Origin of the sequence: Streptacidiphilus sp. MAP12-20, assembly GCF_041262525.1 — a bacterium.
Taxonomy (GTDB): Bacteria; Actinomycetota; Actinomycetes; order Streptomycetales; family Streptomycetaceae; genus Streptacidiphilus.
The window spans coordinates 26,454-50,951 of record NZ_JBGCCK010000001.1 but is presented as its reverse complement, the minus strand read 5'-3'; the positions used below and the strand labels follow the sequence as shown (position 1 = coordinate 50,951).

General features: G+C 71.5%; 19 protein-coding genes. 9 read left to right on the top strand and 10 right to left on the bottom strand.

Annotation, left to right across the window (positions count from 1 at the left end):
• Nucleotides 1–37 precede the first annotated feature (37 nt).
• From pdhA to ABIA32_RS00185, 6 genes are all read left to right on the top strand, one after another.
• Entirely contained in the window at nt 38–1,162 is a 1,125-nt protein-coding gene (pdhA, locus tag ABIA32_RS00210) for a pyruvate dehydrogenase (acetyl-transferring) E1 component subunit alpha (protein ID WP_370091551.1), read from the top strand.
• A 40-nt stretch (nt 1,163–1,202) separates the two neighbouring features.
• Entirely contained in the window at nt 1,203–2,165 is a 963-nt protein-coding gene (locus ABIA32_RS00205) for an alpha-ketoacid dehydrogenase subunit beta (RefSeq protein ID WP_370091550.1), read from the top strand.
• Between the two features lie 18 nt (nt 2,166–2,183).
• Complete coding sequence (locus ABIA32_RS00200) at nt 2,184–3,581, top strand: dihydrolipoamide acetyltransferase family protein (protein WP_370091549.1); 1,398 nt, start codon at nt 2,184–2,186, stop codon at nt 3,579–3,581.
• Nucleotides 3,582–3,896: 315 nt separating this feature from the next.
• Nucleotides 3,897–5,000 (top strand): M64 family metallopeptidase, encoded by a 1,104-nt coding sequence (locus ABIA32_RS00195; RefSeq protein ID WP_370091548.1) that lies wholly within the window; start codon nt 3,897–3,899, stop codon nt 4,998–5,000.
• A 112-nt stretch (nt 5,001–5,112) separates the two neighbouring features.
• Nucleotides 5,113–6,174, top strand: coding sequence for a hypothetical protein (locus ABIA32_RS00190; protein WP_370091547.1), 1,062 nt, complete (start codon nt 5,113–5,115; stop codon nt 6,172–6,174).
• Nucleotides 6,175–6,244: 70 nt separating this feature from the next.
• Nucleotides 6,245–7,636 carry a nitrate/nitrite transporter gene (locus ABIA32_RS00185; RefSeq protein ID WP_370091545.1) on the top strand — a complete coding sequence of 464 codons (1,392 nt, stop codon included), beginning with the start codon at nt 6,245–6,247 and terminating at the stop codon, nt 7,634–7,636.
• Between the two features lie 165 nt (nt 7,637–7,801).
• Here ABIA32_RS00185 and ABIA32_RS00180 read toward each other — a convergent pair whose 3' ends face one another.
• Entirely contained in the window at nt 7,802–8,632 is an 831-nt protein-coding gene (locus ABIA32_RS00180) for a maleylpyruvate isomerase family mycothiol-dependent enzyme (protein ID WP_370091544.1), read from the bottom strand.
• A 118-nt stretch (nt 8,633–8,750) separates the two neighbouring features.
• On the opposite strand from ABIA32_RS00180, the gene ABIA32_RS00175 reads away from it, so the two are divergent.
• Nucleotides 8,751–9,527: a carbon-nitrogen family hydrolase gene (locus ABIA32_RS00175; protein ID WP_370091543.1), complete on the top strand. Its 777-nt coding sequence runs from the start codon at nt 8,751–8,753 to the stop codon at nt 9,525–9,527.
• 84 nt (nt 9,528–9,611) lie between these two features.
• The gene (locus ABIA32_RS00170; RefSeq protein WP_370091542.1) at nt 9,612–10,886 is read left to right on the top strand and encodes an MFS transporter; all 1,275 of its coding nucleotides are present in this window, start codon (nt 9,612–9,614) and stop codon (nt 10,884–10,886) included.
• Here the strand turns inward: ABIA32_RS00170 and ABIA32_RS00165 are convergent, their stop codons facing one another.
• On the bottom strand, nt 10,887–11,840 hold the full coding sequence (locus ABIA32_RS00165) for a LysR family transcriptional regulator (RefSeq protein ID WP_370091540.1): 954 nt from the start codon (nt 11,838–11,840) through the stop codon (nt 10,887–10,889).
• A 70-nt stretch (nt 11,841–11,910) separates the two neighbouring features.
• On the opposite strand from ABIA32_RS00165, the gene ABIA32_RS00160 reads away from it, so the two are divergent.
• Nucleotides 11,911–13,008, top strand: a complete 1,098-nt coding sequence (locus ABIA32_RS00160; protein WP_370091538.1) for a TDT family transporter — start codon at nt 11,911–11,913, stop codon at nt 13,006–13,008.
• On the opposite strand, the gene ABIA32_RS00155 is transcribed toward ABIA32_RS00160, so the two are convergent.
• The 8 genes from ABIA32_RS00155 to ABIA32_RS00120 all read right to left on the bottom strand — a co-directional run bounded on the left by ABIA32_RS00155 (nt 12,989) and on the right by ABIA32_RS00120 (nt 24,473).
• Nucleotides 12,989–13,891, bottom strand: a complete 903-nt coding sequence (locus tag ABIA32_RS00155; RefSeq protein WP_370091536.1) for a phosphate ABC transporter ATP-binding protein — start codon at nt 13,889–13,891, stop codon at nt 12,989–12,991. The genes ABIA32_RS00160 and ABIA32_RS00155 overlap by 20 nt on opposite strands.
• 31 nt (nt 13,892–13,922) lie before the next feature.
• Entirely contained in the window at nt 13,923–14,873 is a 951-nt protein-coding gene (locus ABIA32_RS00150; RefSeq protein ID WP_370091535.1) for a sortase, read from the bottom strand.
• A gap of 55 nt (nt 14,874–14,928) precedes the next feature.
• Nucleotides 14,929–17,556, bottom strand: coding sequence for a hypothetical protein (locus ABIA32_RS00145; protein ID WP_370091534.1), 2,628 nt, complete (start codon nt 17,554–17,556; stop codon nt 14,929–14,931).
• Entirely contained in the window at nt 17,553–19,256 is a 1,704-nt protein-coding gene (locus ABIA32_RS00140; protein ID WP_370091533.1) for a phosphate ABC transporter substrate-binding protein PstS, read from the bottom strand. The genes ABIA32_RS00145 and ABIA32_RS00140 overlap by 4 nt, the downstream gene beginning before the upstream one ends.
• Nucleotides 19,256–20,614 carry a phosphate ABC transporter permease PstA gene (gene pstA, locus ABIA32_RS00135; RefSeq protein ID WP_370091532.1) on the bottom strand — a complete coding sequence of 453 codons (1,359 nt, stop codon included), beginning with the start codon at nt 20,612–20,614 and terminating at the stop codon, nt 19,256–19,258. Before pstA ends, ABIA32_RS00140 begins: the two co-directional genes overlap by 1 nt.
• Nucleotides 20,615–20,618: 4 nt before the next feature.
• A complete protein-coding gene (gene pstC, locus ABIA32_RS00130; protein ID WP_370091531.1) occupies nt 20,619–21,644 on the bottom strand; it encodes a phosphate ABC transporter permease subunit PstC in 1,026 nt (341 codons plus the stop codon).
• Between the two features lie 106 nt (nt 21,645–21,750).
• Nucleotides 21,751–23,790, bottom strand: a complete 2,040-nt coding sequence (locus tag ABIA32_RS00125) for a substrate-binding domain-containing protein (protein ID WP_370091530.1) — start codon at nt 23,788–23,790, stop codon at nt 21,751–21,753.
• 155 nt (nt 23,791–23,945) lie between these two features.
• On the bottom strand, nt 23,946–24,473 hold the full coding sequence (locus ABIA32_RS00120; RefSeq protein WP_370091529.1) for a hypothetical protein: 528 nt from the start codon (nt 24,471–24,473) through the stop codon (nt 23,946–23,948).
• Between the last annotated feature and the right edge of the window lie 25 nt (nt 24,474–24,498).

Genomic DNA, 24,498 nt, shown 5'->3' with positions numbered 1-24,498 from the left:
GGTTGCCGGCAACCCCGGAGGCCGGAAAGACCGAGGAGTGAACGTGACCGTCGAGAGCACGGCGGGGGCAGTGGACGCTGCCCCGGAGCTGGTGCAGCTGCTCACCCCCGAAGGGGAGCGAGTGGAGCATCCGCGCTTCTCCCTGGAGACCACCCCGGAAGAGCTGCGCTCCATCTATCGAGACCTGGTCCTGGTTCGTCGCTTCGACAGCGAGGCCACCTCGCTGCAGCGGCAGGGCGAGCTCGGCCTCTGGGCCTCCCTCCTGGGACAGGAGGCCGCCCAGGTCGGCTCGGGACGCGCACAGCGCCCGGGCGACTACGCCTTTCCCACCTACCGTGAACACGGCGTCGCCTGGTGCAAGGGCGTCGACCCGCTGAACCTGCTCGGCATGTTCCGCGGCGTGAACCACGGGGGCTGGGACCCGAACGAGAAGAACTTCCACCTCTACACCATCGTCATCGGCTCGCAGACGCTGCACGCGACCGGCTACGCGATGGGCATCACCAAGGACGGCTCCGACGACGCCGTGGTCGCCTACTTCGGCGACGGCGCGTCCAGCCAGGGCGACGTGAGCGAGGCCTTCACCTTCGCCTCGGTCTACAACGCCCCGGTGGTCTTCTTCTGCCAGAACAACCAGTGGGCCATCTCCGAGCCCACGGAGCGGCAGACCCGCGTCCCGCTCTACCAGCGCGCGGCGGGCTTCGGCTTCCCCGGCGTCCGGGTGGACGGCAACGACGTGCTGGCCTGCCTGGCCGTGACCCGCTGGGCGCTGGACCGCGCCCGCGCCGGCGAGGGCCCGACGCTGATCGAGGCCTTCACCTACCGCATGGGCGCGCACACCACCTCGGACGACCCGACCCGCTACCGGATCGCGGACGAGCTGGAGGAGTGGAAGCTCAAGGACCCGATCGAGCGGGTCAAGGCCTACCTGGTCCGCGAGGGCTGGGCGGACCAGGAGTTCTTCGACGCGCTCGAGGCCGAGAGCGAGCAGCTCGCGCGCCGGGTGCGCGAGGGCGTCCGCACCATGCCGGACCCGGACCCGTCCTCGATCTTCGAGAACGTCTACGCCGAGGGCCACGCGCTCGTGGACGAGGAGCGCGCGCAGTATCTGGCGTACGCAGCGTCGTTCGACGGTTCCGAAGAGGTCGGGGAGGGCCGCTGACATGGCTGCCGAGACTGTTTTTAATTCAGGCCCAGTCACGATGGTGAAGGCCCTCAACGAGGCGCTGCGGCGCTCGATGGAGGCCGACCCGAAGACCCTGATCATGGGCGAGGACGTGGGCCGTCTGGGCGGCGTCTTCCGGGTCACCGACGGACTGCACAAGGACTTCGGCGACAGCCGGGTCATCGACACCCCGCTGGCCGAGTCCGGCATCATGGGCACCGCGATCGGCCTGGCGCTGCGCGGTTACCGCCCGGTGGTGGAGATCCAGTTCGACGGCTTCGTCTACCCGGCGTTCGACCAGATCGTCACGCAGCTGGCCAAGATGCACGCCCGTGCGCTCGGCCACATCAAGCTGCCGATCACCGTGCGCATCCCCTACGCGGGCGGCATCGGCGCGGTCGAGCACCACAGCGAGTCGCACGAGGCGTACTTCGCGCACACGGCCGGTCTGAAGGTCGTCTCGCCGTCGAACCCGCTGGACGCGCACTGGATGCTGCGCCAGTCGATCGCCTCGGACGACCCGATCATCTTCCTGGAGCCGAAGCGCCGGTACTGGGACAAGGGCATGGTCGACCCGCTCGGCGAGGCCCCGGCCCCGCTGCACGCGGCGCGCGTGACGCGTCCGGGCCGGGACCTGACCCTGATCGCCTACGGCCCGATGGTCAAGGTCTGCCTGGAGGCGGCCGAGGCCGCCGCCGAGGACGGCACCCAGCTGGAGGTCGTCGACCTGCGCTCCCTCTCCCCCGTGGACTTCGACGCGCTGGAGGCCTCCGTCAAGCGGACCGGCCGCGCGGTCGTCGTGCACGAGGCGCCCGTCTTCATGGGCATGGGCGCGGAACTGGCTGCTCGGATCACCGAGCGCTGTTTCTACTCGCTGGAGGCTCCCGTGCTGCGGGTGGGCGGCTACTTCGCGCCGTACCCGCCGTCGCGCGTGGAGGAGACCTTCCTGCCGGACCTGGACCGGGTGCTCGACGCTGTCGACCGCGCCCTCGCCTTCTGACGGGGGATGGAGAGCACGATGAGCACTGCGGTAGGGAATGTCCGTCAGTTCAAGATGCCCGACGTGGGCGAGGGACTGACCGAGGCCGAGATCCTCAAGTGGTACGTCCAACCGGGTGACACGGTGACGGATGGTCAGGTCGTCTGCGAGGTGGAGACGGCGAAGGCGGCCGTCGAGCTGCCGATCCCCTTCGACGGGGTGGTGCAGGAGCTGTTCTTCGCGGAAGGCGTCACGGTCGACGTCGGCACGGCGATCATCAGCGTCGCGGTGAGCGGCGCTGCTCCGGCGGAGGCTCTTGCCCCGGCGGTCCCCGCGGCCGTCGAGGAGGAGGCGGAGCCGGAGCGGCGCGAGGTGCTGGTCGGTTACGGCCCGCGCTCGGGCTCGTCACGCCGGCGCACACGGAAGGCGCCGGAGGCGGTGGCCCCCACGGTGGTGGCCGCCGGTCCCGAGGCGACGTACTACGCACCCACGCCTGCGCCGGTCGTACCGGCAGTACCGCCAGTGCCGGCAGCGCCGGTGTCGGCGGAGCGCCCGCTGGCGAAGCCGCCGGTGCGGAAGCTGGCCAAGGACCTCGGCGTGGACCTGGCGGCCGTCCGGCCGACGGGCCCGAACGGCACGGTCACCCGCGAGGACCTGCACGCGCACGTGGCTGCGCCGGCTGTGGCGGCCGCGCCGGTCGTCGTGGCGGAGCCGGTCGCCGTGGCTTCGGCCGTGGGCGACGTCCGGGTCCCGATCAAGGGCGTGCGCAAGGCGACGGCGGCGGCGATGGTCGCCTCGGCGTTCACCGCGCCGCACGTGACCGAGTGGGTCCAGGTCGACGTCACCCGGACGATGAACCTGGTCCGCAAGCTCAAGGAGACCGGCGAGCTGGGCGCGGGCGTCCGCGTCAGCCCGCTGCTGCTGGTCGCCAAGGCGCTGCTGACGGCGATCCGCCGCCATCCGGAGGTCAACGCCAGCTGGGACGAGGCCAACCAGGAGATCGTCCAGAAGCGCCAGGTCAACCTCGGCATCGCGGCGGCGACGCCGCGCGGTCTGATCGTCCCGAACATCAAGGACGCGGGCAGTCAGTCGCTGACCGAGCTGGCGCAGTCGCTGACCGCGCTGATCGAGGTCGCGCGGGAGGGCAAGACGCCTCCGGCGGCGATGCAGGGCGGCACGGTGACGATCACCAACGTCGGCGTCTTCGGCGTCGACTCCGGCACCCCGATCCTGAACCCGGGCGAAGCCGCGATCCTGGCCTTCGGCCAGGTCCGCGAGCTTCCGTGGGTCCACAAGGGACGCGTGGTGCCGCGCCTGGTGACGACGCTGGCGTTGTCGTTCGACCACCGCATGGTCGACGGCGAACTGGGCTCCAAGGTCCTGGCGGACACGGCAGCGATCCTGGAACAGCCCAAGCGCCTGATCAGCTGGGGCTGACCGGTCCGCAGCGGGGTCAGTTGCACCACCTCAGGGGCGCGGGGCTCCGCTGATTTGCGGCTCTGCCGCGTGGGCGCGACCGGTCCGCAGCGGGGTCAGTTGCACCACCTCAGGGGCGCGGGGAACTGCGCGACAAGCCACCGTGTGTGGTAAGTCGCCGAACGAACAGGGCCATCCGCAGTGGGTGGTTGTTCGCGCAGTTCCTCGCGCCCCCTGCAGGGTGCAACCCACTCGTGCGAGTGAAGTGTCCGTCGACGGACGCATAGCCGCAGGCGACGCGCGGTAGAGATCCGCCCCGTGCTTCGCCCACTCTGTGTGCTTCTGATACTGACCGCCCTGCTCGCGGGCGTCACGCCCGCGTCCGCCGCCGCGCCGCCCGCTCGCGTCGCCGGGACGGCCATGCTCGTCGACAACGGGCCTGCCGCCAACCGGATCACGCTCGTGCTGATCGGGGACGGCTACACCGCCGACGAGCTCCCGCGCTTTCGCGCGCAAGCCGCGGCGACCTGGCAGGCGCTGAGTTCCGTCGAGCCGTTCCGTACCTACGCCTCGTACTTCGACGTCCGGCGCGTCGATCTGGTCTCGCCGGAGTCCGGGCTGGGGCCGAGCTCACCGCTCGGCATGCACTTCGACTGCGGGGGGACGCCCCGCCTCCTCTGCGCCGACGACGCAGCCGTCTCGCACTACGCCGGGCCGACCGTCGGGCCTACCTACATGATCGCGCTGGCCGACTCCAACGCCTACGGCGGAGCCGGCGGCAGCGGCGTGACGACGCTCTCCGCCGGATCGAAGGACGCGAGCCGGATCATCCAGCATGAGATGGGCCACACCGTCGGCGGCCTCGGCGACGAGTACGACGCCGCACCCGGCGGGCAGTCCGACTTCCCCAATCTCTCCACCCAGGACGCCTCGGCGCTCTCCTCCGCCCACGCGAAGTGGTGGCGCTGGCTCGGCGCAGCCGATCCCAGCGGCGGGGTCGTCGGCACGTACCGCAGCGCGAACGGGCTCTACCGGCCGACCCAGGACTCGATCATGCGGACCCTCGGCGCCGTCTACAACCTCCCCAGCCGCGAGGCGATCATCGAGTCCCTCTACCGGAGGCTCGACACGATCGACGCCGCCACGCCCCCGCCCCAGGCCGGACCGGTCGCACCGGGCCGACTGCTCACCGTCACGCCGCTGCCGCTCGCCGGCGGCCGCCGACTCGCCGTCAGCTGGACGGTGGACGACCGTCCGGCCCCGAGCAGCGCGCTCCGTGACGGCGGACTCTCCCTGGACACCGGCGCGCTGGCGCTGCCCCGGCACTGTCACGCCATCGTCCGGGCCGGCGTCGTCGACACGACCGACTGGGTCCGGGACGAGCCGTTCCGTCAGGCGCGCATGAGCGCGAGCGTGGCCTGGTCGGTCGGGGTGTACTGACAGGGTTCGCACAAGGTCAATTTCTGCTAACGGGGGGCGGTGACGTATCAGGGGGACAGGTAGTCATATGAGAGTGTGTGACGACAAGTAAGCGAGTGTGGGGGGACAGTCGGTGGGCGAGCGAAGTCGCGGTCGTGTTCTTGGCCTCAAGGCGGCCGTTGGTGGGCTCGTCGCGCTGGGTGTGCTGGGCGCGATCTTCGCGCCGTCGGCGCTCGGGGCGAGCGGGGGGACCCCGCTGTCCGGTGGCGTCTCGGCGGCGAAGCCTTCCGGGGGTCCCGCGCTGCCCGGCGCCGGCTCGATGGCCGTCGCTCCGCGCCTCGCCGTCAGTGCCGCTGCCCATTGGGACGCGGCTGCCGCGGCCAGGTTCTGGACCCCCGCCCGGCTCGACCAAGCCACGCCCGGCGGCACGTCCGCACCTGCGAAGAGCGGCTCCGGCGCGGCAGCGACCCCGTCGTCCGGCGGCAGGACGCCGCTGGTGGCCACGCCGAACATGGCGTACTCGTACCACTTCGCCGGCGTCCCGGCCACGGGCGTGATCTTCTTCGCGTCGAACAACGACCCCTCGACGCACTACTGCACGGCCAGTGTCGTCAACAGCGCCCACGGCAACCTGCTCGTCCTGGCCGCGCACTGCAACCCGGGCAACTGGATGGCCTACGTGCCGGACTACCAGCACGGCCTGTCGGCGGCTCAGCAGCCCTACGGGATCTGGGCGGTCAGGAAGGTCTTCAAGGACGCCCACTTCACCGGCACGAGCGGCGCGGGCAGCGACTACGATTACGCCTTCGCCCAGGTCGCCGCGAATGGCCAGGGCCGGCAGATCCAGAGCGTCACGGGCGGCTACGCGCTCTCCCGCACGTCGAGCTACTACCTGTACGTGACCGCGCTCGGCTACCCGAAGATCACCGCGGACAGCACCGACAAGGCCATCCGCTGCTCACCGAACGTGCGGACCGGCAAGCTGCCCGGCTACCGCCAGATGGTGATGTACTGCACCGGCTTCTACGGCGGTACCTCGGGCGGGCCGTGGATCACCTACTTCAACGGCAGGACCGGCTACATCGTCGGCCTCACCGGTGGCCTGTACGGCGGTGGGCCGAACAGCTGGATCAGCTACAGCCCGATGTTCGACGACCGGATCTTCTCGCTCTTCGCCTACGCGCAGACGCACTGACCTGCGGCTGAGCCCGCGGACGCCCCGCGGGGTCGGGATCGATTCGTCCTACCAATAGGATGGACGCATCATGAGTGCCGACCCCGCCGCCGCGTCCACCGCCGCTGCGCCCAGCACCGACGTGGCCGCCGAGGCGGTCACGGTGCGCCGGGAGCCGCCGGGCGGCAGAGCCGCGTGGACGGCCTGGGGCATCGGCGTCACCGTCTACGTGCTCGCGGTCGTCCACCGCACCAGCCTCGGCGTGGCCGGGCTGGACGCGGCGGCGCGGTTCGGGATCAACGCCTCCGCGCTCTCGACCTTCTCCATCCTGCAGGTCCTCGTCTACGCGGGCATGCAGATCCCGGTCGGTCTGCTCGTCGACCGCTTCGGCCCGCGCCGGATCCTCAGCGCGGGCCTCGTGCTGCTCACCGTCGGGCAGCTGGGCTTCGCGCTGGCGACCTCCTTCACCCCGGCGCTGCTCGCGCGCGGCGTGCTGGGCTGCGGCGACGCGATGACCTTCGTCAGCGTGCTGCGGATCGGTTCACGCTGGTTCCCGGTCTTCCGCAACCCCTTCATCGCGCAGCTGACCGGTCTGGTCGGCACGATCGGCAACCTGGTCAGCACGATGGTGCTCTCCCAGGTTCTGCACAGTGCCGGCTGGACGCCGACCTTCGGGACGACGGCGCTGCTGGGCGTCGCGGTCCTGGCCCTGGTCCTGCTGGCGCTCCGCGAGACGCCGGAGAGCACGGCGCGCGAACCGCTGTTCGCGCGGGGGCGCGAGGTCGTCACCGAACGCCCGGAAGGCTTCTCGCTGCGCGAGCAGATCCGCGCCTCCTGGAGCGAGCCGGGCACCCGGCTGGGCATGTGGGTGCACTTCACGACGGCCTTCCCCGCGTCGAGCTTCCTGCTGCTCTGGGGAATGCCCTTCCTGATGGAAGGCCAGGGCATGTCGCGGGCCGCCTCCGGTGGGATGCTGAGCCTGGTGATCGTCGCCGGCATGGGCTTCGCGGTGCTCTTCGGCCAGTTGATGTCACGCCGCCCGGGGCTGCGGACGCCGACGGTCTTCACGGTGGTGCTGGTCACCGGTGGAGTCTGGGGCCTGGTCCTGGCCTGGCCGGGCGGACACGTGCCGGTCTGGCTGCTGATCACCCTGGTGGTGGTCATGGGCAGCAACGGCCCGGCCTCGCTCATCGGCCTCGACTACGCCCGTCCGGTCAACCCGCCGGAGCGGATCGGGACCGCGTCGGGCATCGTCAACATGGGCGGCTTCATCGCCGCGGTACTGGCCCTCTTCCTCATCGGCCTCGTCCTGGACGCGACGACGACGGGCACGAGCGCGAGCTACACGCCTTCGGCGTTCCGCGCGGCCTTCGCGACGCTGTACGCGCCGATGGCGCTGGGAATCCTCCAGATCCTCCGCCTCCGCCGCGCAGCGCTCCGCCGCGAACGCCAGCTCCTCCCCCAGGCCCGCGCCGCACTTTAGGCACAGGGTTCAGTTGCACCTCCAGGGGCGCGAGGCTCTGCTTGATTCACTACGTGCGCGACAAGCCACCCTGCGAGGTAGAGCCCCGAACGTGCAGGGCCATCCGCACAGGGTGGTTGTTCGCGCAGTTCCTCGCGCCCCTGAAGGTGCAACCGCAGCGTTTGCCTAAGGGGTGACCGAGAAGTTCTCCAGGATGTGGCGCGCCAGCGCCTCGTCGCCCTCGGACTTCACGTCCGCCGCAGACGGGGCCAGTCGGCCGCAGGCGAGGCGGGCGTAGGTCTCCCAGTCAGTGGTGATCCGGACCACCGGCGCCAGCGGGACCCGCGCGTCCACGCTGCCGCGGCCCGCCTCGTCCACCCGGACCGTCCGCATGAACTCCTGAGCGCCATGGACGTCGAAGACCACCGCCGAGCCCGCCGGCGCGCCCGCCAGCTTGGCGACCGCCTTCGGGAGGAGTTCGATCAGGTAGTCCCGCGTGACCGCCGCCGCAGGGGAGTCCAGCCCGCCCGGCGCGCGGAGCGCCCTGCGGACGTCCTGCTCGTGGGTCCAGACGTCGAAGACCCGCGTCCGCAGCAGCTGGTGGTAGGGGACGTCGCGGCTGTACGGACCCATCGGCCAGCGGATGTCGTCCATCGGCTCGTAGCGTGTGTTGGTCCGCAGCGCGCGGCCGCGGCGGATGATGGTGTACTCCAGCTCCGCCGTCATCTCCGGCGCGGTGTGGCAGCGCCGCTTGTCGACCGGCACCTCGCAGTAGCGACTGAACTCGTCCACCACATGGCGCAGGTCGCGCGGGAGCGTGTGGATCGGGCGCGGATCGCCGAGCAGCTCCAGTTCCATGGCTATGACGTGCGAGACGACGTCACGAACGGACCATCCCGGGCACTCGGTGGGACGGTTCCATTCGCCCTCGCTCAGCGGGGCGACCAATTCGGATATGGCCTCGATGGACTGGGTCCAGGCATCGGCGTATGCCTGGACGGTCTGCTTGTCGGTCACGTTCACGACCCCTCGGCGGAGCAGCCAATTGCGCTATGGGCACGTTACGCTGCCTGGTGTTCCCAGGTCGGCGCTTTCCCGTGTTGATCGTAGGGCCCTTGACGAAGCGGGTGGTACCGTGCGCGCCTCTCTTGTCCAGATCGATGTGAACGAGCGTGAGTCCGCGCCCGAGCGCCGGGCCAGGATCGGGGAGCTGGTCAGGTCCCTGCGCGGCTCGGACCTGGTCGTCCTGCCGGAGTTGTGGCCGCTCGGCGGCTTCGCCTACGAGAGCTGGCAGGCGGGGGCGGAGCCCCTGGACGGGCCGACCGCTGACGTCATGTCGGCGGCCGCCCGCGACGCGGGCGTCTGGCTGCACGCCGGGTCCATCGTCGAGCGCGACCCGGACGGGCCGCTCTGCAACACCTCGCTGCTCTTCGCTCCCGACGGGGAGCTGCACGCCGTCTACCGCAAGATCCACCGCTTCGGGTTCGACAGCGGTGAGGCCGCGTTGATGGCGGCGGGTGAGGAACTGTGCGTCGTGGACACGCCGTTCGGTCGGATGGGCCTGGCCACCTGTTACGACCTGCGGTTCCCCGAGCTGTTCCGGGCGATGCTGGACCGGGGCGCGGAGCTCTTCGTCGTCCCCGCCGCGTGGCCCGCGCGCCGCACCGCGCACTGGTCGCTGCTGGCGCGGGCGCGGGCCGTGGAGGAGCAGGCGCTGGTCTTCGCGTGCAACAACGCGGGCACGCACGGCGGAGTGGAGCAGGCCGGCCGCAGCGTGGTCGTGGACCCCTGGGGGGACGTGCTCGGCGAGGCGGGGACGGGCGAGGAGGTGCTGACGGTGGAGTTCGCCCCCGCGGTCGTCGCCCGGACCCGCGAGGAGTTCCCGGTGCTGCGGGATCGGCAGAAGTGGTAAGAGAATTGAGGAGCTGCCACGAATGATCCATTCTTTGACCGGATACCGGTTGGCCTGAGCTCCGTGGTGGTGTAATTGTAGTGAGTGCCTGACAAGACCGCGTCAAAAACGCCCATACCCTCACAGGTGCGCTCAACCCTCTGGCGTCACAGGGACTTCCTCCTCCTGTGGGGAGGCGGCTCGGCCAGCGACCTCGGTTCGGCTGTCTCGGCGCTTCTCATCCCACTGATGGCCGTCCAGAGCCTGGGTGCGACCACGCTCCAGATTGCCATGCTGAGTCTTGCCCGGCGGGTTCCTCCGATGCTGCTCTCGCTCCCCGCGGGCGTCCTCGCCGACAGCGCGCGCCGACGTCGGATCATGATCTGGTGCGACCTCGCCTGCATGCTGGCCGTGTTCAGCATTCCTGCCACCTCGCTGCTCGGGGGCAGAGTCGGGCTGTGGCAGCTGTATCTGGTCGCGGCGTTCATCGGCAGTGCCACCGTGCTCTTCTCCGTGGCGGACACGAGCTATCTGCCGAACGTCCTGGAACGTGATCAACTTGTCGACGGCAATGCCAAACTGAATGCGACCGAGACGGCCGCCGATGCTGCGGGGCCTGCCCTCGGCGCGCTGCTGGCCGGAGCCGTCACCGCAGCCAGGGCGATCGCCTTCGACGCCCTCTCCTATGGCGTCAGCGTTCTCGCCCTCCTGCTGATGCGTACGCCCGACCCGAAGCCGCAGTCGCCGCGGGCCGGCGGTGTCACCTTCCGTTCAGCGATGACGGAGGGCCTGAGCTACGTGTGGCGGGACCGCTCCCTGCGCGCGATCGCCTGCTGCGCGATGACCGCCAACCTTGGCGTGAGCGGTGTAGTCAGTCTTGAAGTGCTCTATCTCGTACGCGAATTGCAGGTCGCGCCGGCACTGGTCGGAGTCGTGGTCGGCATCGGGGTGCTCGGCGGTTTCGCGGGCAGTCTTGGCGCACGGTCACTGGCCCGGCGGTTCGGCAGCGCCAGGATCATGTGGTTGTCGCTGTTGGTCTGCGCACCCGTTGCTCTGCTCATGCCGCTGGCGACGCCGGGCTATGGCATCGTCCTCTACTCGCTCGGCTGGGGTGTGTTCAACTTCGGGGCAGTGGTCCACCAGACGGCTCAGATGACCTACCGTCAGCTCATGATCCCGCAGGAGTTGCTGGGGCGTGCGAACGCCTCGATCCGCTGGGTCGTGCTGAGCGCGGTTCCGCTGGGCATCCTCCTCGGCGGCGTGGTCGGTACCCGGTTCGGGCTGCAGGCCGCGCTCTGGGTCGCGACCGGCCTGATCGCCTCCACCTGGCTGTGGCTGCTGGCCTCACCGCTGCGCACGCTGCGGGACCTGCCGGTGTGATCACTGCGGCAGGCTGCGATTCATCTCTCGCGTGGGCCGAAGGTTTCTGATCAGGGAGAGGAGTTCGCGCGCGGGGCCCTTCGGCTTGCTGCCCTTCGGCCAGATCGCCCGCAGCGGGCGCTGCAGCGCGAGCTCCTCGACCGGGACGGCCACCAGGCGGCCGGACGCGAGTTCGTCGGCCACGGCCAGCTCGCTGAGGACGGCCGGTCCCGCGCCGCTCGTCGCCGCGGACTTCAGCGCCGTCGTCGACGCGAGGGTGAGCAACGGGGTGGCGACGCCGCCGTAGGGGGCCAGCGCGGCGTCCAGTACCTCGCGGGTGCCGCTGCCCTGCTCGCGCAGGATCAGCGGGGTGGCGGCGACCTCGGCCGGAGTCAGCGGGGCGCGGCGGCGGGCCCAGCGGTGGGTCGGGGAGACGACCAGGACCAGTCGGTCGTGGGCGATGACGACGCCGTCCAGCCCGGTCGGCAGCCGGACGCCCTCGACGAAGCCCAGGTCGGCCTCGTCCGCGAGGACCTGCGCCGCCACCTCCGCCGAGTTCGCCGCCCGCAGTGTCACCGCGGTGCCCGGCAGGGCGGCGTGCAGGGTCAGCAGCCAGCCCGGCATCAGGTACTCGGCGACGGTCATGCTCGCCGACACCCGCAGCCGTGCGTCGCGGCGCTCGCGCAGCGCGGCGATGCCGGCGTCGAGCGCGTGCGCCGCGCCGACCACCTGAGCGGCCCACTCGGCGACCAGCGCGCCCGCCTCGGTGGGGCGCGAGCCGCGCGGGGAGCGGTCCAGCAGGGTGACGCCGATCTGCCGCTCCATGGAGGCGATCCGCGCGGAGGCGGCGGGCTGGGTGATGCCGAGGACGGCGGCCGCACGGCCCAGGCTGCCCAGCCGGACGACTTCGAGCAGCAGCTCCAGCGCGCCCAGATCCGGGACGCGGGGGGAGAGTGGCGCCGGGCTGGTACTCATAGACGCAGCTTATGCCCTCATCGAAGAGAGCTCCCTACCGACCGTCCTGAACTGCGACGATGGTGGAGGCATGGTCACCACCACGCTCACTCCTCCGCTTACCCAGCGGCTCAGCGCTCACCCCGTCATCGAAGCCGCAGGCCGGTTCGGACCGAACTGGTACGCCGCCGTGATGGGCACCGCGATCGTCGCCAACGGCGCCCACGCGCTCCCGGGGGCGGTCGGCGGCGCGCTCACCGCGTGGGCGGAGGTGTTCTGGGTGCTCGGCCTCGCCGGGCTGCTGGCGCTGACCGCCATCCGGCTGGCCGGGCGACTGCACCACGACCGGGTCCGCCCGCTGGCCGACCCCTCCGTCGCGGTCTTCCTCGGCTGCCCGCCGATGGCGCTGCTGGCGGTCGGCTTCGGCGCGTTGGGGGCGGGCGAGCCACTGCTGGGCGCGCAACTAGCAGTGGGGCTGGACGTGGTGCTGTGGACGCTGGGGACCGCGTACGGCCTGTGGGCCGCCGGGACCGTGATGTACCGGCTGGCGATGCACTACGACGTGGCCCGCGCCGACGCCGCGCCGACCTGGCTGCTGCCGGTCGTCGCGCCCATGGTCTCCGCCGCGCTCGGCCCGGCGCTGATCCCGCACCTGCCCGCCGGGCAGGCGCAGCAGGCCATGCTCTACGGCTGTCTGGCCATGTTCGGCATGAGCCTGCTGGCGGTCCTGATGCTGCTGCCCACCCTCTTCGGCCGTCTCGCCCACGAGGCCCCGCTGCCCCCGGCCCTGATCCCCACCCTCTTCCTGGTCCTCGGCCCGCTCGGCCAGTCGGTGACCGCGGTGACCCAGTTCGCCGCGCACGGGCCTTCCGAGTTCCAGTCCTTCGCCCTGCTCTACGGCGTCCCCGTCATCGGCTTCGCGCTGTTCTGGCTGGCCATCGCGGGCGCGGCGACCGCGCACGGCCTGCGCAACGGCATGCCTTTCGCGATGACCTGGTGGGCCTGGACCTTCCCCGTGGGCACCTGCGTCACCGGCGCGGCCGGCCTCTACGCCCGCACCGGCCTGGACGCCTTCGCGGTCCTGGCCGTGGCGCTCTACGCCCTCCTGGTCACCGCCTGGTTCACCGTCGCCGCCCGCACCCTGCGCCACCTGCCTGCGTTCACCGCCGTCAGCCGAAGCGGCCGTTGACGTAGTCGGAGGTGCGGTGGTCCTGGGGGGAGTTGAACATGGCGTCGGTCGGGCCGAATTCGACGATGCCGCCCGGGGTGCCCTGCTCCGCGAGGAAGAAGGCGCACTGGTCGGAGACGCGGTTCGCCTGCTGCATGTTGTGGGTGACGATGACGACGGTGACCTGGTCCCTCAGCTTCGCGATGGTCTCCTCGACGCGGCGGGTCGAGGTCGGGTCGAGGGCCGAGCAGGGCTCGTCCATCAGCAGGACGCGGGGCCGGACGGCCAGCGAGCGGGCGATGCAGAGGCGCTGCTGCTGGCCGCCGGAGAGCGCGCCGCCGGGGCCGCGCAGGCGGTCGCGGACCTCCGTCCAGAGGCCGGCGCGGGTCAGCGACTCCTCGACCAGGGCGTCCTTGGCGTCGCGCGGCAGCTTGACGCCGGTGAGCCGGAGCCCGGCCACGACGTTGTCGTAGATGCTCATCGCCGGGAAGGGGTTGGGCTTCTGGAAGACCATGCCGATGTCGCGGCGGGCCTCGGTGAGGCGGCGGCCCGGGGCGTAGACGTCCTCACCGTCGAAGAGGACCTCGCCCGCCAGGGCCGCGCCGGGGATCATCTCGTGCATCCGGTTGAGGATGCGCAGAAAGGTCGACTTGCCGCAGCCCGAGGGGCCGATCAGCGCGGTGACCCGACCGGCGGGCATGGTCAGCGAGACCCGGTCCAGCACCCTGCGGCTGCCGAACCAGGCGGTGATCTCGCGAGCGTCCAGGGTGGCCGGGCCGGGACCCGGGACAGGCGGCGGGGTGACGGACGGTGGGGTGACGGACGGCGGGGTGACGGGTGGCAGCTCCTGCGTCTCCGCGACGGGACCGGGGGCCTCGTTGGTGTCGACGGTGGTGTCGGTCATGACGGAATCCTCAGTTTCGATCGCGAAGACGTCAGAGCAGGTTCGGCAGCAGGCGGGTGACCTGCTCGGCGACCTGCAGGCCGACGGCGCCGATCAGCGGGATGAAGACGATCCAGGTCTGGTGCCGTCCCCACCGGTGCCAGCACCAGATCGCGGCGATGGACGCGAGGGCGAGTGCCTGCGCCCAGAGCACGAGCTGCCACCAGATCGGCGCGCCGCCCGCGAGCGGGTCCTCGTCGGGGGGAACGGACGCGGCGGCGTAGAGCGGGGCGGGCGTGTCGGCGGCCTTGGAGACCAGGTCCGCGTCGATGCGGATCACGCCGGAGGGCAGGTAGGGCATGCCGGTGGCGGTCATCAGGACCAGCCGGCTGCCCTTGGCCGGGATCGACGGGGCCGGCTGCCCCGCCGTGCGGTGGCCCAGCACCTCGTAGACGAAGCGGCCCTGACCGGTGGTGACGGTGAACTGCGCGCCGGGCTTCAGCGTGGCCAGACCCCAGAACGGGCGGCCGTAGGCGCCGGCCCGGCCCATCAGCACGCTGACGCCGGTCTGGCCGGGCAACACGGTGTCCCTGCGGTGGCCGGGACCCATGGCGAGCACGTCGGAGTCGGTGCCCTCGAAGACGACGGTGTGGTGAAGGCCGAGCTGCGGCATGTCGAGCAGCAGCAGCGGCGTCCCCGGTGCCAGGGGCTTTCCGTTCATGTCGCTCTGGCCGACCGGCGCGGTCCCCAGCGCGAGCGAGGCGCGCAGCGCGTCGAAGCCCTGGATCTGCGCGGAGCGCTCCTGGAACGGGCTGACCAGGACGAGCTGCGCACACACCCCGAGCAGCAGCGCGGCGAGCGCGAGCAAGCCACCCCGCGAGAGGTACTGCGCGGTGGTCAGCGCCCGGGCGGGCTTCTTCGGCCGCGCGTTGGGCGGCGCGGGCGGGGGAGCCGCGGGTACGGTCCACGGCGCGGGCCGCGGTGCGGGAAGGGTTGCGGTCACCGACGAACTCCTCTGCGGGGGTGATGGCACGGGACCGCGACGCGCGGAGGCAGGGTCACCGGCCGGCTCCCGTGGTCGGGGCGGGGCGGCGGAGCCGGATGCGCCAGCCGCCCGCGAAGGGCGCGGCCAGGGCGGCGAGCAGGCCGAGCGCCGCGCCGATCGGGACGGCCCAGCTGAGCGACACGGCGGGGTCGGCCGGGGTGAGCCCGGTCGCCGTGGCGATCAGGTTCGGGGTGACCGCAGGGGTTTTCGCAGCGGCCGGGTTGATACCGCCCGCGCCGCCCGCGCCACCCGAGGCGGAACCACCGGTGCCGCCGCCCGCAGCGCCCCCGGTCGAGCCGCCCGTCGAACCACCGGTCGTACCGCCGCCGTTGCTTCCGCCGGAGGTCGCCGACGGGCCCGTGTAGGTGACGATGGCCTGCGCGGCCGCCAGCGTCTGCGCCCGAAGCGCCGCGCTCAGCGGGGCGTAGCCGGGCGGCAGGTCGCCGATCTCGACGCCCGGCACCTGGCCCGCAGCCGCCGCGTACCGCAGCAGCGCCGCGTAGCTCGCCCGGTCGGCGGTGCCGAGCGCGGCGGGGCGTGCGGCGGCGTAGACGAACATGGTCAGCGGGTAGGCGCCCGCTCCGCTCCCGGCCGGGGTCACCACCCCGGCCACGCTCGTCGGCGTGGTCGAGCTCGCTGCGGCGGAGAGCGAGTCCGGTGTCGGCGCCACGAAGGCGCCGGAGGAGTTCTTCAGCGCGGCGACCTGCAGGCCGTAGCGGGCGGCGGAAGCCGCGTCGGTGACGACGAGCTGGAAGCGCTCGCCGATCATCTGCGGTCCCGGGGTGCGCCAGACGGGCGGGTTGGCGAGCGAGTCCCACTGGGACTTCCACAACTGGTCGCCGCGACGGGCGTGCTGCGCGCCGTCGTGCATGGCGTCGACGTAGGGGTGGAAGTCGGTCATTCGCTGGACGTCGGCCTTCGGGTCGCTGCCCGGCGGGACCGTCGACCAGGGGTCGCTCTTCGGGAAGTCGTCGGAGGTCAGCGGGAAGCCGGTGTGCGTCGGGTTCTTCGTCGCGTCCGTGCTGTAGTACGGGTTGACGACCATCCCGGAGGGGTCGGCCTTCCCGGCCAGGAACGCCCGTGCGTCCGCGTCGCCCGCGATGTAGGCCCAGAGCCTCTGTGCGGTGTCCGCGTGGCCCAGCGCGGTGATCAGATCGGTGTCGGTGCTCGGGTTCTCCGCGATCGCCATGTGCGCGAACTCGGGGTTGAGCGCCAGGAACTCCGGGTCCGAGGTGAGGCCGGCCGGGTTGTTCAGCGCCCAGGCGTAGCCCGCGGCCGCCGTCAGCACCGGGTTGCCGCCGCTGCTCAGCCTGACCGCGCCCCAGGGGGAGTTGCGATACGACTCGGTGAGCAGCTTGGCGATCAGGCGTGCCGTCAGCTTCACCGTGCCGACGCGGGTGCCCTTGAGCCTGCGCTCCTCCGGTGTCGCCGTGGAGCCGGGCTGCCGCTCGATGTTGAAGCCGATGACCAGCCCGGAGACGGCCACCGGCGCGTAAGTGACCTTGTCGGTCGGCATGCTGTAGAGGCCCTGGTCACCGCCCAGCGGATCGGTCGTGAAGACCAGGTTCGCCGCGCCCTTGGCCAGCTGCGTGCGGGCGTCCACGTCACCGACGCGGGTGTAGCTGTAGACGGTGCCGCTCGCGCAGAGTTTCGCCTGCCAGCTGGTCATCGCCTCGGAGGCGAGCTCGCTGCCGGCGGTGGGCTGCTCCTTCGCGCCGATCTTGCAGGAGGCTCCGACCGGGTTGAAGTCGAGCGGGACGGCGATGCGGTTGGTCCAGTCCGTGGAGGAGACGGCCGAGCCCGCGTTGACCTGCGTGGTGTCCTGGTACGGCTGCCCGTTCAGGTCCAGGTGGCCCTGCGGGACGATGACCAGCCAGCAGGAGCGTCCGGTGACAGTGCCGTCGGCGTGCGAGACCGGCGCGCCGCAGCCCAGCTGCGGCGCTTCCTTCAGCGTCTGCGTCTCGAAGAACTCCTGGCCGGTGCCGTCAGCGCCGGTGCGGCCGAAGTCGATCTCGTTGGTGGAGCTGTAGTTGAAGAACTTGTTGTTCTGCGTGCCGGTGGTGACGGACTCGCCGTCCACGGCCTTGAACGGCACCTCTCCCTGCCCGAAGGGCATGCCCGCGCCGTACTGCTTGTCCTGCCCGTAGTGGGTCGGAGCGGCGCTGTAGGTGACGTGGCGGCTGTCGTCGTAGCCGTTGCCCGGCCAGATGCCGCGATCCGTGGTCGGTGAGGCGCCGTACTCGCACTGGGTCGGCGGCGGGCCGGGGTTGCCGGCGACGCTGCCGTCGTCCGTGCCCCAGCACTGCATGATCTGGACGTAGTCGGTGTTGAAGGAGCTGCCGGCGAAGGTCGTCGGCGTGCCTCCGGTCCAACTGACGCTGACGGCCTGGTCGGTGAGACCTCGGGTCTGACTGACGGTGAAGTGCATGGACGCGAAGGCGCCGCGCCCGCCGACCGTGACGGCCGAGGAGGTGGGCGCCTTGGCCAAGGCCGTGCCCGAGGAGGCGGAGTCGGCCGGGGCGGCCGCCGCGCCGGGCGCGACCGCGGCGGCGAGGCCGAGACCGGCCAGCGCGCCGGCCGTCGCGCCCGCGACGAGCCGCAGCGCGACCCGCCGGACGGAGCTGCTGCTGAGACGGGTCACTTGGCGTCCCCCTTGTCGGTGCTGCGACTCTCGGAGCTGTGACGCTGCGGGCCCTGGATGAACCTCGCCACCGCTGCCGGAGCCAGCACCAGGAAGAGGAGGCTGAACGCGGCCAGCGCCATCAGCGTCTGCGACTGCCCCCAGCCGCTGGATGCGGCGACGGAGACGGGGTTGGCGAGCACGGTCGTGCCGCTCCCCCCGCCGCTGCCGCCGCCCTGGCCGGTGTCGGGGTTGACCGTCCCGCCGGAGGTGCTCCCGGCCGAGCCGCCGCCCGCGCCGTTCGTGCCGTTCGACCCGTTCGAGCCGGCGGTTCCGCCCGCTCCGCCCGTCCCGCCGGTCGAACCGCCGCTGGTGTTGCCGGTCGGCGTCGTGGTGCCCTTGGCGCCGCCGCTGCCGGTGTTGCACTGGGTGACGCCGATCTTGTCGCACTGGCTCGGCATCGGCGCTGTCGAGGCCAGGCGGTTGGTGCCGTCAGAGCTGAAGGTCGGGTTGTTGCAGCCCTGGATGTTGATGCTCTGCGCCTGCACGCCGGGAATCCGGCGGATCTGGTCGAAGCCCGCCTGGACCAGGTTGATCGGCAGCGGTGAGTAGCCGAGGTTCGGTGCCTGCTGCTGTCCCTGGCACATGAAGAAGTACGAGAAGGCGCCGAGCGTGCGGCCCTTGTCGGTACTGAAGATCCCCTGCACCCGCAGCGGCAGGATCATGTACGAGTAGCTGGAGAGCACGTACGTGCGCGGGTCCGTGTCGCTGTAGACGTTGTCGAGCTGCTGGGTGAGGTAGTCCGGAGAGGACTTGTCGTTGTTGATCTGTGCCTTCAGCAGCGAGACCGCGACGTTCTGCGGCGTCGGCTCGGTGTAGTAGCCGGCCGCGTTGAGGATCTTGGCGACCGGGAAGTGCGCGTTGATCGCGTAGGAGTAGTTGACGTAGCCGATCCCGCCCTCGCCGTAGCCCTGCGAGATGTAGCCGGCCACGCCCAGGTCGCCGGACTGGGAGATCATGCCGTTGTCCGCCGGGTAGTACGAGGTCTCGCCGCAGGCTCCGGAGCGGCCGACCTTCCCGCAGTAGGTGTTCCACAGCCCGGACTGCTGCTTCGACATCCAGAGCGTGAACTGGGCCGTGGAACCTGAGCCGTCGGACCGGACCACCGGCACGACCTTCTCGTGGGGCAGCCGCAGGCCGGGGTTGTCGGCGGCGACGGCCGGGTCGTCCCAGTAGCCGAGGGCGGAGGTGAAGATCTTCGTCAGGGTCGGCTGGGAGAGCCGCAGATTGGTGACCTGCCGCCCGCCGATGGTCAGGTGGTACATGAACGAGGTGCCGCCCGCCACGATCGGCATGTAGGCGAAGGAGCCGGAGACCGGCCGCTCCGGCGCCGACCCGTCGGTGGGGTTGGTCTGGAACGGGATGTCGGAGACGGCGAAGTCGGCCGTACCGCTGAGGAACTGATGCCGGCCGTCGGAGGACCCCGAGCCGGTGAAGGTGACCTGCATGCCGTACTGCTGCACGTCGCGGCGCCACTGGTCGACGGCGTTGTAGGCCCAGGTGGAGCCGGCGCCCGAGATCGGCACGTAGCCACCGGACGCGAGCTGTGCGGCCCGTGCGGGCGGCGCGGCCGTGACGGCGGAGCCGATCATCAGCCCGGCGAAGGCGGCCGCGCCCGCGACGGCGCGGCAGAGGCGTGGGGTGAGACGGAGTCGGAACATCAGGCGCCCTCAGGCTCGCTGGAGTGATGGGGGTTCGGTGCGGTGGCGCCTGGCGCGACGGGTGCCGCCGGGGCCGGGGCGGCCAGGGCCGCGACCGCAGGGGTCGGGGCCGCCGGGGCTGCCAGGCCGGTCCTGAAACGGGCGAGGTCGCGGCGGGAGGCGCGGTCCGCGCGGCGCAGCTGGCGCTCGGTCAGCTGGCCCGGCCCGCGGCCGCCGATCGCGCGCGCGAGCGCGAAGAGCAGCACCACCAGCGCCATCAGTGCCAGGGCAGTGCCGAAAGCCCGCTCGACCATGGCCGGTTGCGGGGACTTGATGAAGGTGAACACCGCCAGCGGCAGCGACATCATCGGCCCGTTGGTCGGGTCCAGGTTCAGCGCCGCGCCGGTGCCGGCCGTCAGCAGCACCGGCGAGGTCTCGCCGATACCGCGCGCGGTGCCCAGGATGACGGCCGTGGCCAGGCCGGAGCGGCTGCTCGGCAGGATCACGTGCCACACCGTGCGCCAGCGCGGAGCGCCCAGTGCCTCGGCGGCCTCGGTGAGGTTGCCGGGGACCAGGCGCAGCACGACGTCGGCGGCGCGGATCACGATCGGCAGCATCATCACGCTGATCGCCAGGCCGGCGGCCAGCCCCGACTTCTGGAAGTGCAGGATCAGGATCCAGGTCGCGTAGACGAACAGACCGGCCACCACCGAGGGCAGCGCCGTCATCGCCTCGACGATGGTGCGCACGAATCGGGTGAACCGGCCGCGCACCTGGCCGAGGTAGACGGCGCAGGTGATGCCGAGCGGAACGGTCACGGTCAGCGCGATCGAGATCTGGATCAGCGTTCCGGCGACCGCGTGCAGGATGCCGCCGACGCTGATCGGGTCGAGCGGTCCCGCGGCCTGCATGTCCTGGCTGTAGAAGTTCCAGTGCGGCAGGGCGTGCCAGCCCTTCAGCGCGGTGAAGACGAGCACCAGCACCAGCGTGCCGAAGAGCAGCGTCGCGGCGGAGGCCAGCGCTACCGTCGCGAGGCGGTCGCGGACCGCCGGGCCGCTCTCCTCCAGCCAGACCAGCAGGGCGTAGGTGGCCAGAAAGACGACATACCCGGTGACGGCGAAGCCGATGCCACCGGAGAAGGGCGCGAGCTGCCCGAAGAGCAGCGAGGTGAGGCTGGGCGCGGCCGCTGCCGCACCGGCCAGCGCCAGGCCCTCCTGGCGCGCCCGACCGCCGAGGCGGCGGCGTACCGGCTCGGCGGCGGCGTCTGCTGAGGCGGCGGCGTCTGCGGTGGCGGCGCGGACCACCACGGTGGTCGCAGGCTGCGGCGGCGCGGGTTCCTGCGGCGCCCAGGTGTCCGGCTTGTCGAGCATCACGGTCATCGCCTCAGCCCTCGCTCTGCGCGCCGGACCGCGAGCGGGCCACGATCGACGACGCGGTGAAGTTGACCACCAGGGTCAGCAGGAACAGCGCCAGGCCGGCCGCCATCAGCGCGGACATCCCGAAGTCGGAGGAGTCGCCGTAGTGCAGCGCGATCAGCGACGAGACGGAGTTGGCGCCGCTCTGCAGGATGTGGGTCTGGATCTGGAAGACCGGGGAGATGATCAGGTAGACCGCGATGGTCTCGCCCAGCGCCCGGCCCAGCCCCAGCATGGTGCCGCCGATGATGCCGCCGGTGCCGAAGGGCAGCACCACGGAACGGATCATGCCCCAGCGGGTGGAACCCAACGCGTAGGCGCCCTCGCGCTCACCGGCGGGCGCGCGGCTGAACACCTCGCGCATCACCGAGCACTGGATCGGCGCGACCATCAGTGCCACCACCAGCCCGGCGACGAAGGTCGAGGCGGTGTAGACGCTCTGCGTGGACAGCGGCTGGTCCGCCTGCGCGCCGTCCACGTGCAGGAAGGGGATCCAGCCGAACCAGGTGGACAGCCACCGGGAGAGCCCGATGACCTGGCCCTGGAGGAAGAAGAGCCCCCACAGGCCGTAGACGACGGACGGCACGGCGGCCATCAGGTCCACCAGGGCGACCAGGGTGCGGCGCAGCCGGGCCGGGGCGATCTCCTGGATGAACAGCGCGGTCCCGAGCGCCAGCGGAACGGAGACGACGACGGCCACGGCGGCGATCAGCAGCGTGCCGGTGAGCACGGCGGCGATGCCGAAGTGGTGCACGTCGGGCTGCCACTGCTCGGTGGTGACGAAGGACCAGCCCGCCACCTTGAGCGCCTGGACCGCACGCAGCAGCAGGAAGAGCCCGACGGCGGCCATGATGGCCAGCACGCTCAGGCCGGAGCCGCGCAGCAGACCGCGGAAGACCCGGTCGCCGGTGCCGGGGACGACGGACAGCCGTCTGGGTCCGACGTCAGGACGAGGCGCGTCTCCCGCGCCGGTCAAAGCTTCAGGGAGGGCCAAGGTCCCTACGCCCCTTCGTTGCTGGAGTTGTGAGGTCTCAAAGTCGGATGTGCCGGACGGCGCGAGGCGGCGCCGGACGTGGTCCGGCGCCGCTGTGGTGCGCTGATCAGCTGACGGTGACGGTCACCCAGCGGCCGACGGCGTTGAGCTGGCCGTTGCCATAGAAGGCGACCCACAGGCTGTGGCGGCCGCGGGCGAGCGGGGCGATCGTGATCGTGGCGTGGCCGTTGCTCATCCACGCCCAGCCGACCTGGGTCCTGCCGTTGTAGATCCGGACGAAGCCGCTCGCGACGGCGTTCGGGGCGGCGACGGTGATCGCGTAACGCGCCCGCGTGGTGTGGCTGAAGCTCACCGGACCTGAGACGGACAGCGACGGGGTCGCCTTGACGACCGTCGTCATCACCTTGACCGAACCGGCCACGGAGTTGCTGTCACCCGCGTAGGTGACCGTGAAGGTCTTGGCGCCGACCGGGTAACGCGAGGTCAGCACCCAGAAGGTGGCCTGGCCCTTGGCGTCGAGCGCGGCCATGGCGCCGTTGTCGAGCTTGACCTGGCCGGTCGGGACCGGGCGGCCGGCGACCGGGGCGACCATGACGTGGATCGGCGCCCAGGTGCCGAAGACGACCTTGACGGCGATGGTGCCGGTGACGGTGACGGCGGTCTGGGCCGCGCCGACCGTGGCGTTCGCGCTACCGGCGGTGCCGGGGCCGTTGAGGTTCTCGGCGGTCACCATCGCGGTGTACGAACCCGCGGCCAGGCCGGTCAGGTCGACGCTGGTGGTGCCGGCCGGGACGTCCTGCGAGCTGACTACGGTGCTGCCGGTCTTGCTGATCAGCACACGGTAGTCGGTCGCGGTCGCGCCCGCCGGAGCGGTCCAGGCGACGTGGAGGGCACCGACGCCCGTGCTGCTCGCGGTGACGGTGGTGGCGCCCGGGGTGGACGCGTCCAGGCCGGAGTCCTCGAGGCCACCCATCTTCGCGTGGTCCATCGGGTCGGTCGAGCCCTCGTACGCCTCGTTCACGAAGCCGAACTTGGCGATGACGGCCTTGGCCGCCGGCGCGGCGATGGCCGCGGTGCGGGTCGAGTCGCTGACGAAGACGTCGTAGATCGCCTTGTTGAAGAAGACGCTGGTCGGGTCGATGGCCCGGCTCGGCACGACGTTGTAGACGTCGCGGCCGAAGGAGGGGTCGTTGTAGTACGTGGTGGTCGGCGAGATGGTGCCGTCGGCCGCGGTGGTGACCGGGGAGGCGTACACACCGGAACCGGCCTGAAGCTCCAGTGAGCCCATGAAGGCGCCGGCGGTGTGCGCGGTCTTGCTGTGGTCCGGGGCCACCCCGTTGAGCTGGGCGGTCCAGCTGGCGGCGGAGAACGGCATGATGGCGCCGTCCTGGGTGATCGCACCGTCGGCCTGGTTCTCCTGCGTGGGCGTCACGTTGGCGCCGAGCGTCGCGTCGGAGATGCCGAGCGCGTTCTCGAAGAAGGCGCGGGTGCCGGAGCCGGACTGCGGGATGTAGGGGTGGATCGCCACACCGTCGAGGGTGGTGAGGTTGCCGGTGTAGATCTCCTTCAGCTGCTCGATGGTCAGCTGGCGGAGCGCGTCGTTCTTGGCGATGAAGCCCACCGCGTCGCGCGCGAGCGGGATGTAGGTCAGCGCGGTGCCGGCGACCTTCGGCGCGCCGGAGGAGCGGGAGAAGTCCACCTGGCCGGAGAGGTTCACGGTGCCGTCGGCCGCGTTGCCGGACGCGGCGTACTTGCCGCCCGCCAGCGAGTCGGACAGCGCGAGGCGGCCCTTGCCCGAGCCGTTCGGGCGCAGGAAGTGGACACCGCCGGTGCGGGTCTGGATGGTGGACTTCGTGCTGCCGGTGCCCGGCTCGACGGCGTCGTAGGAGGCGAGGGACTTGCCGTCCGCGGCGACCGCGCTGCCGGTGTAGCTCTGGCCGTTGACGGTCGCGCCGGACAGGGCGTTCATCACGTCCTGCGTGGTGTCCGAGCCGACGCCGACCAGTTGGTTGTCCGCTATCGCCCCCGGGTCGGCGTACGCGCTCTGCGTCAGCGCGAGGCTGCCGCCCGCGAGCGTCGCGCAGACGACGGCGGCGGCGAGGGCGGTGCGGGCGGCGTTGTGGGAACGCGTGCGCGTGGAGCGCATGTGGGTCTCCTGCTGACTGGTTGTGAGATGGCCAGTGCTTGCGGGAGACGATTGAATGTGCGGCTGATGTGATGGGCGCCACTACGGGATGAACGCCGCCTGAATGATGGCGGTCCTCATCGGTGGTGCGGGCACTGACCGTTGTTGACGGTCAGTCAGGCCGACTCGGGGTAGGTCAGCGAGGTGTCGGCCCAGTCGAGCGCGGTGATGATGGTGTGTCGGAGCTGGGCGTTGGACCACTGGGTGTCGAACTCGAGCGGAAGCACAGGGGAGACCTCTTCCAGCGTAGTGATCATCGGACTGTGCGAGACCGCCTTGTCGACCAGCAGCACGACGGGCTTGCGTAGGGCCGAAGCCCAGCCCAGCTCCATGCCGACCCCCGCCGAGAGCGGCGAGCCGACGTAGGCGAAGGCGAGGTCGGCGGACTGCATGGCGCGGAACGCGGACGGCGCGCGAAGCCCGGTGCCGATGCCCCGGGTCACCCAGACGTCGTCGTGGTGCGCGCTGAAGACGCTGACGCCGGACTCCAGCAGGGCGTCGCGCAGGGCGTTGATGCGCCCGCGAAGGGCCAGGCTGAAGACGCCGTCCGCGGGGCCGGTGAGGCGCAACGACGGTGCGGCAAGAAAGACGCGCATCGTGCGGCGTGCGTCAGCCGCGATCTCGGCGTCGGACAGCTCGGTCACGATCAGCTCCAACGAGATGGTTGAC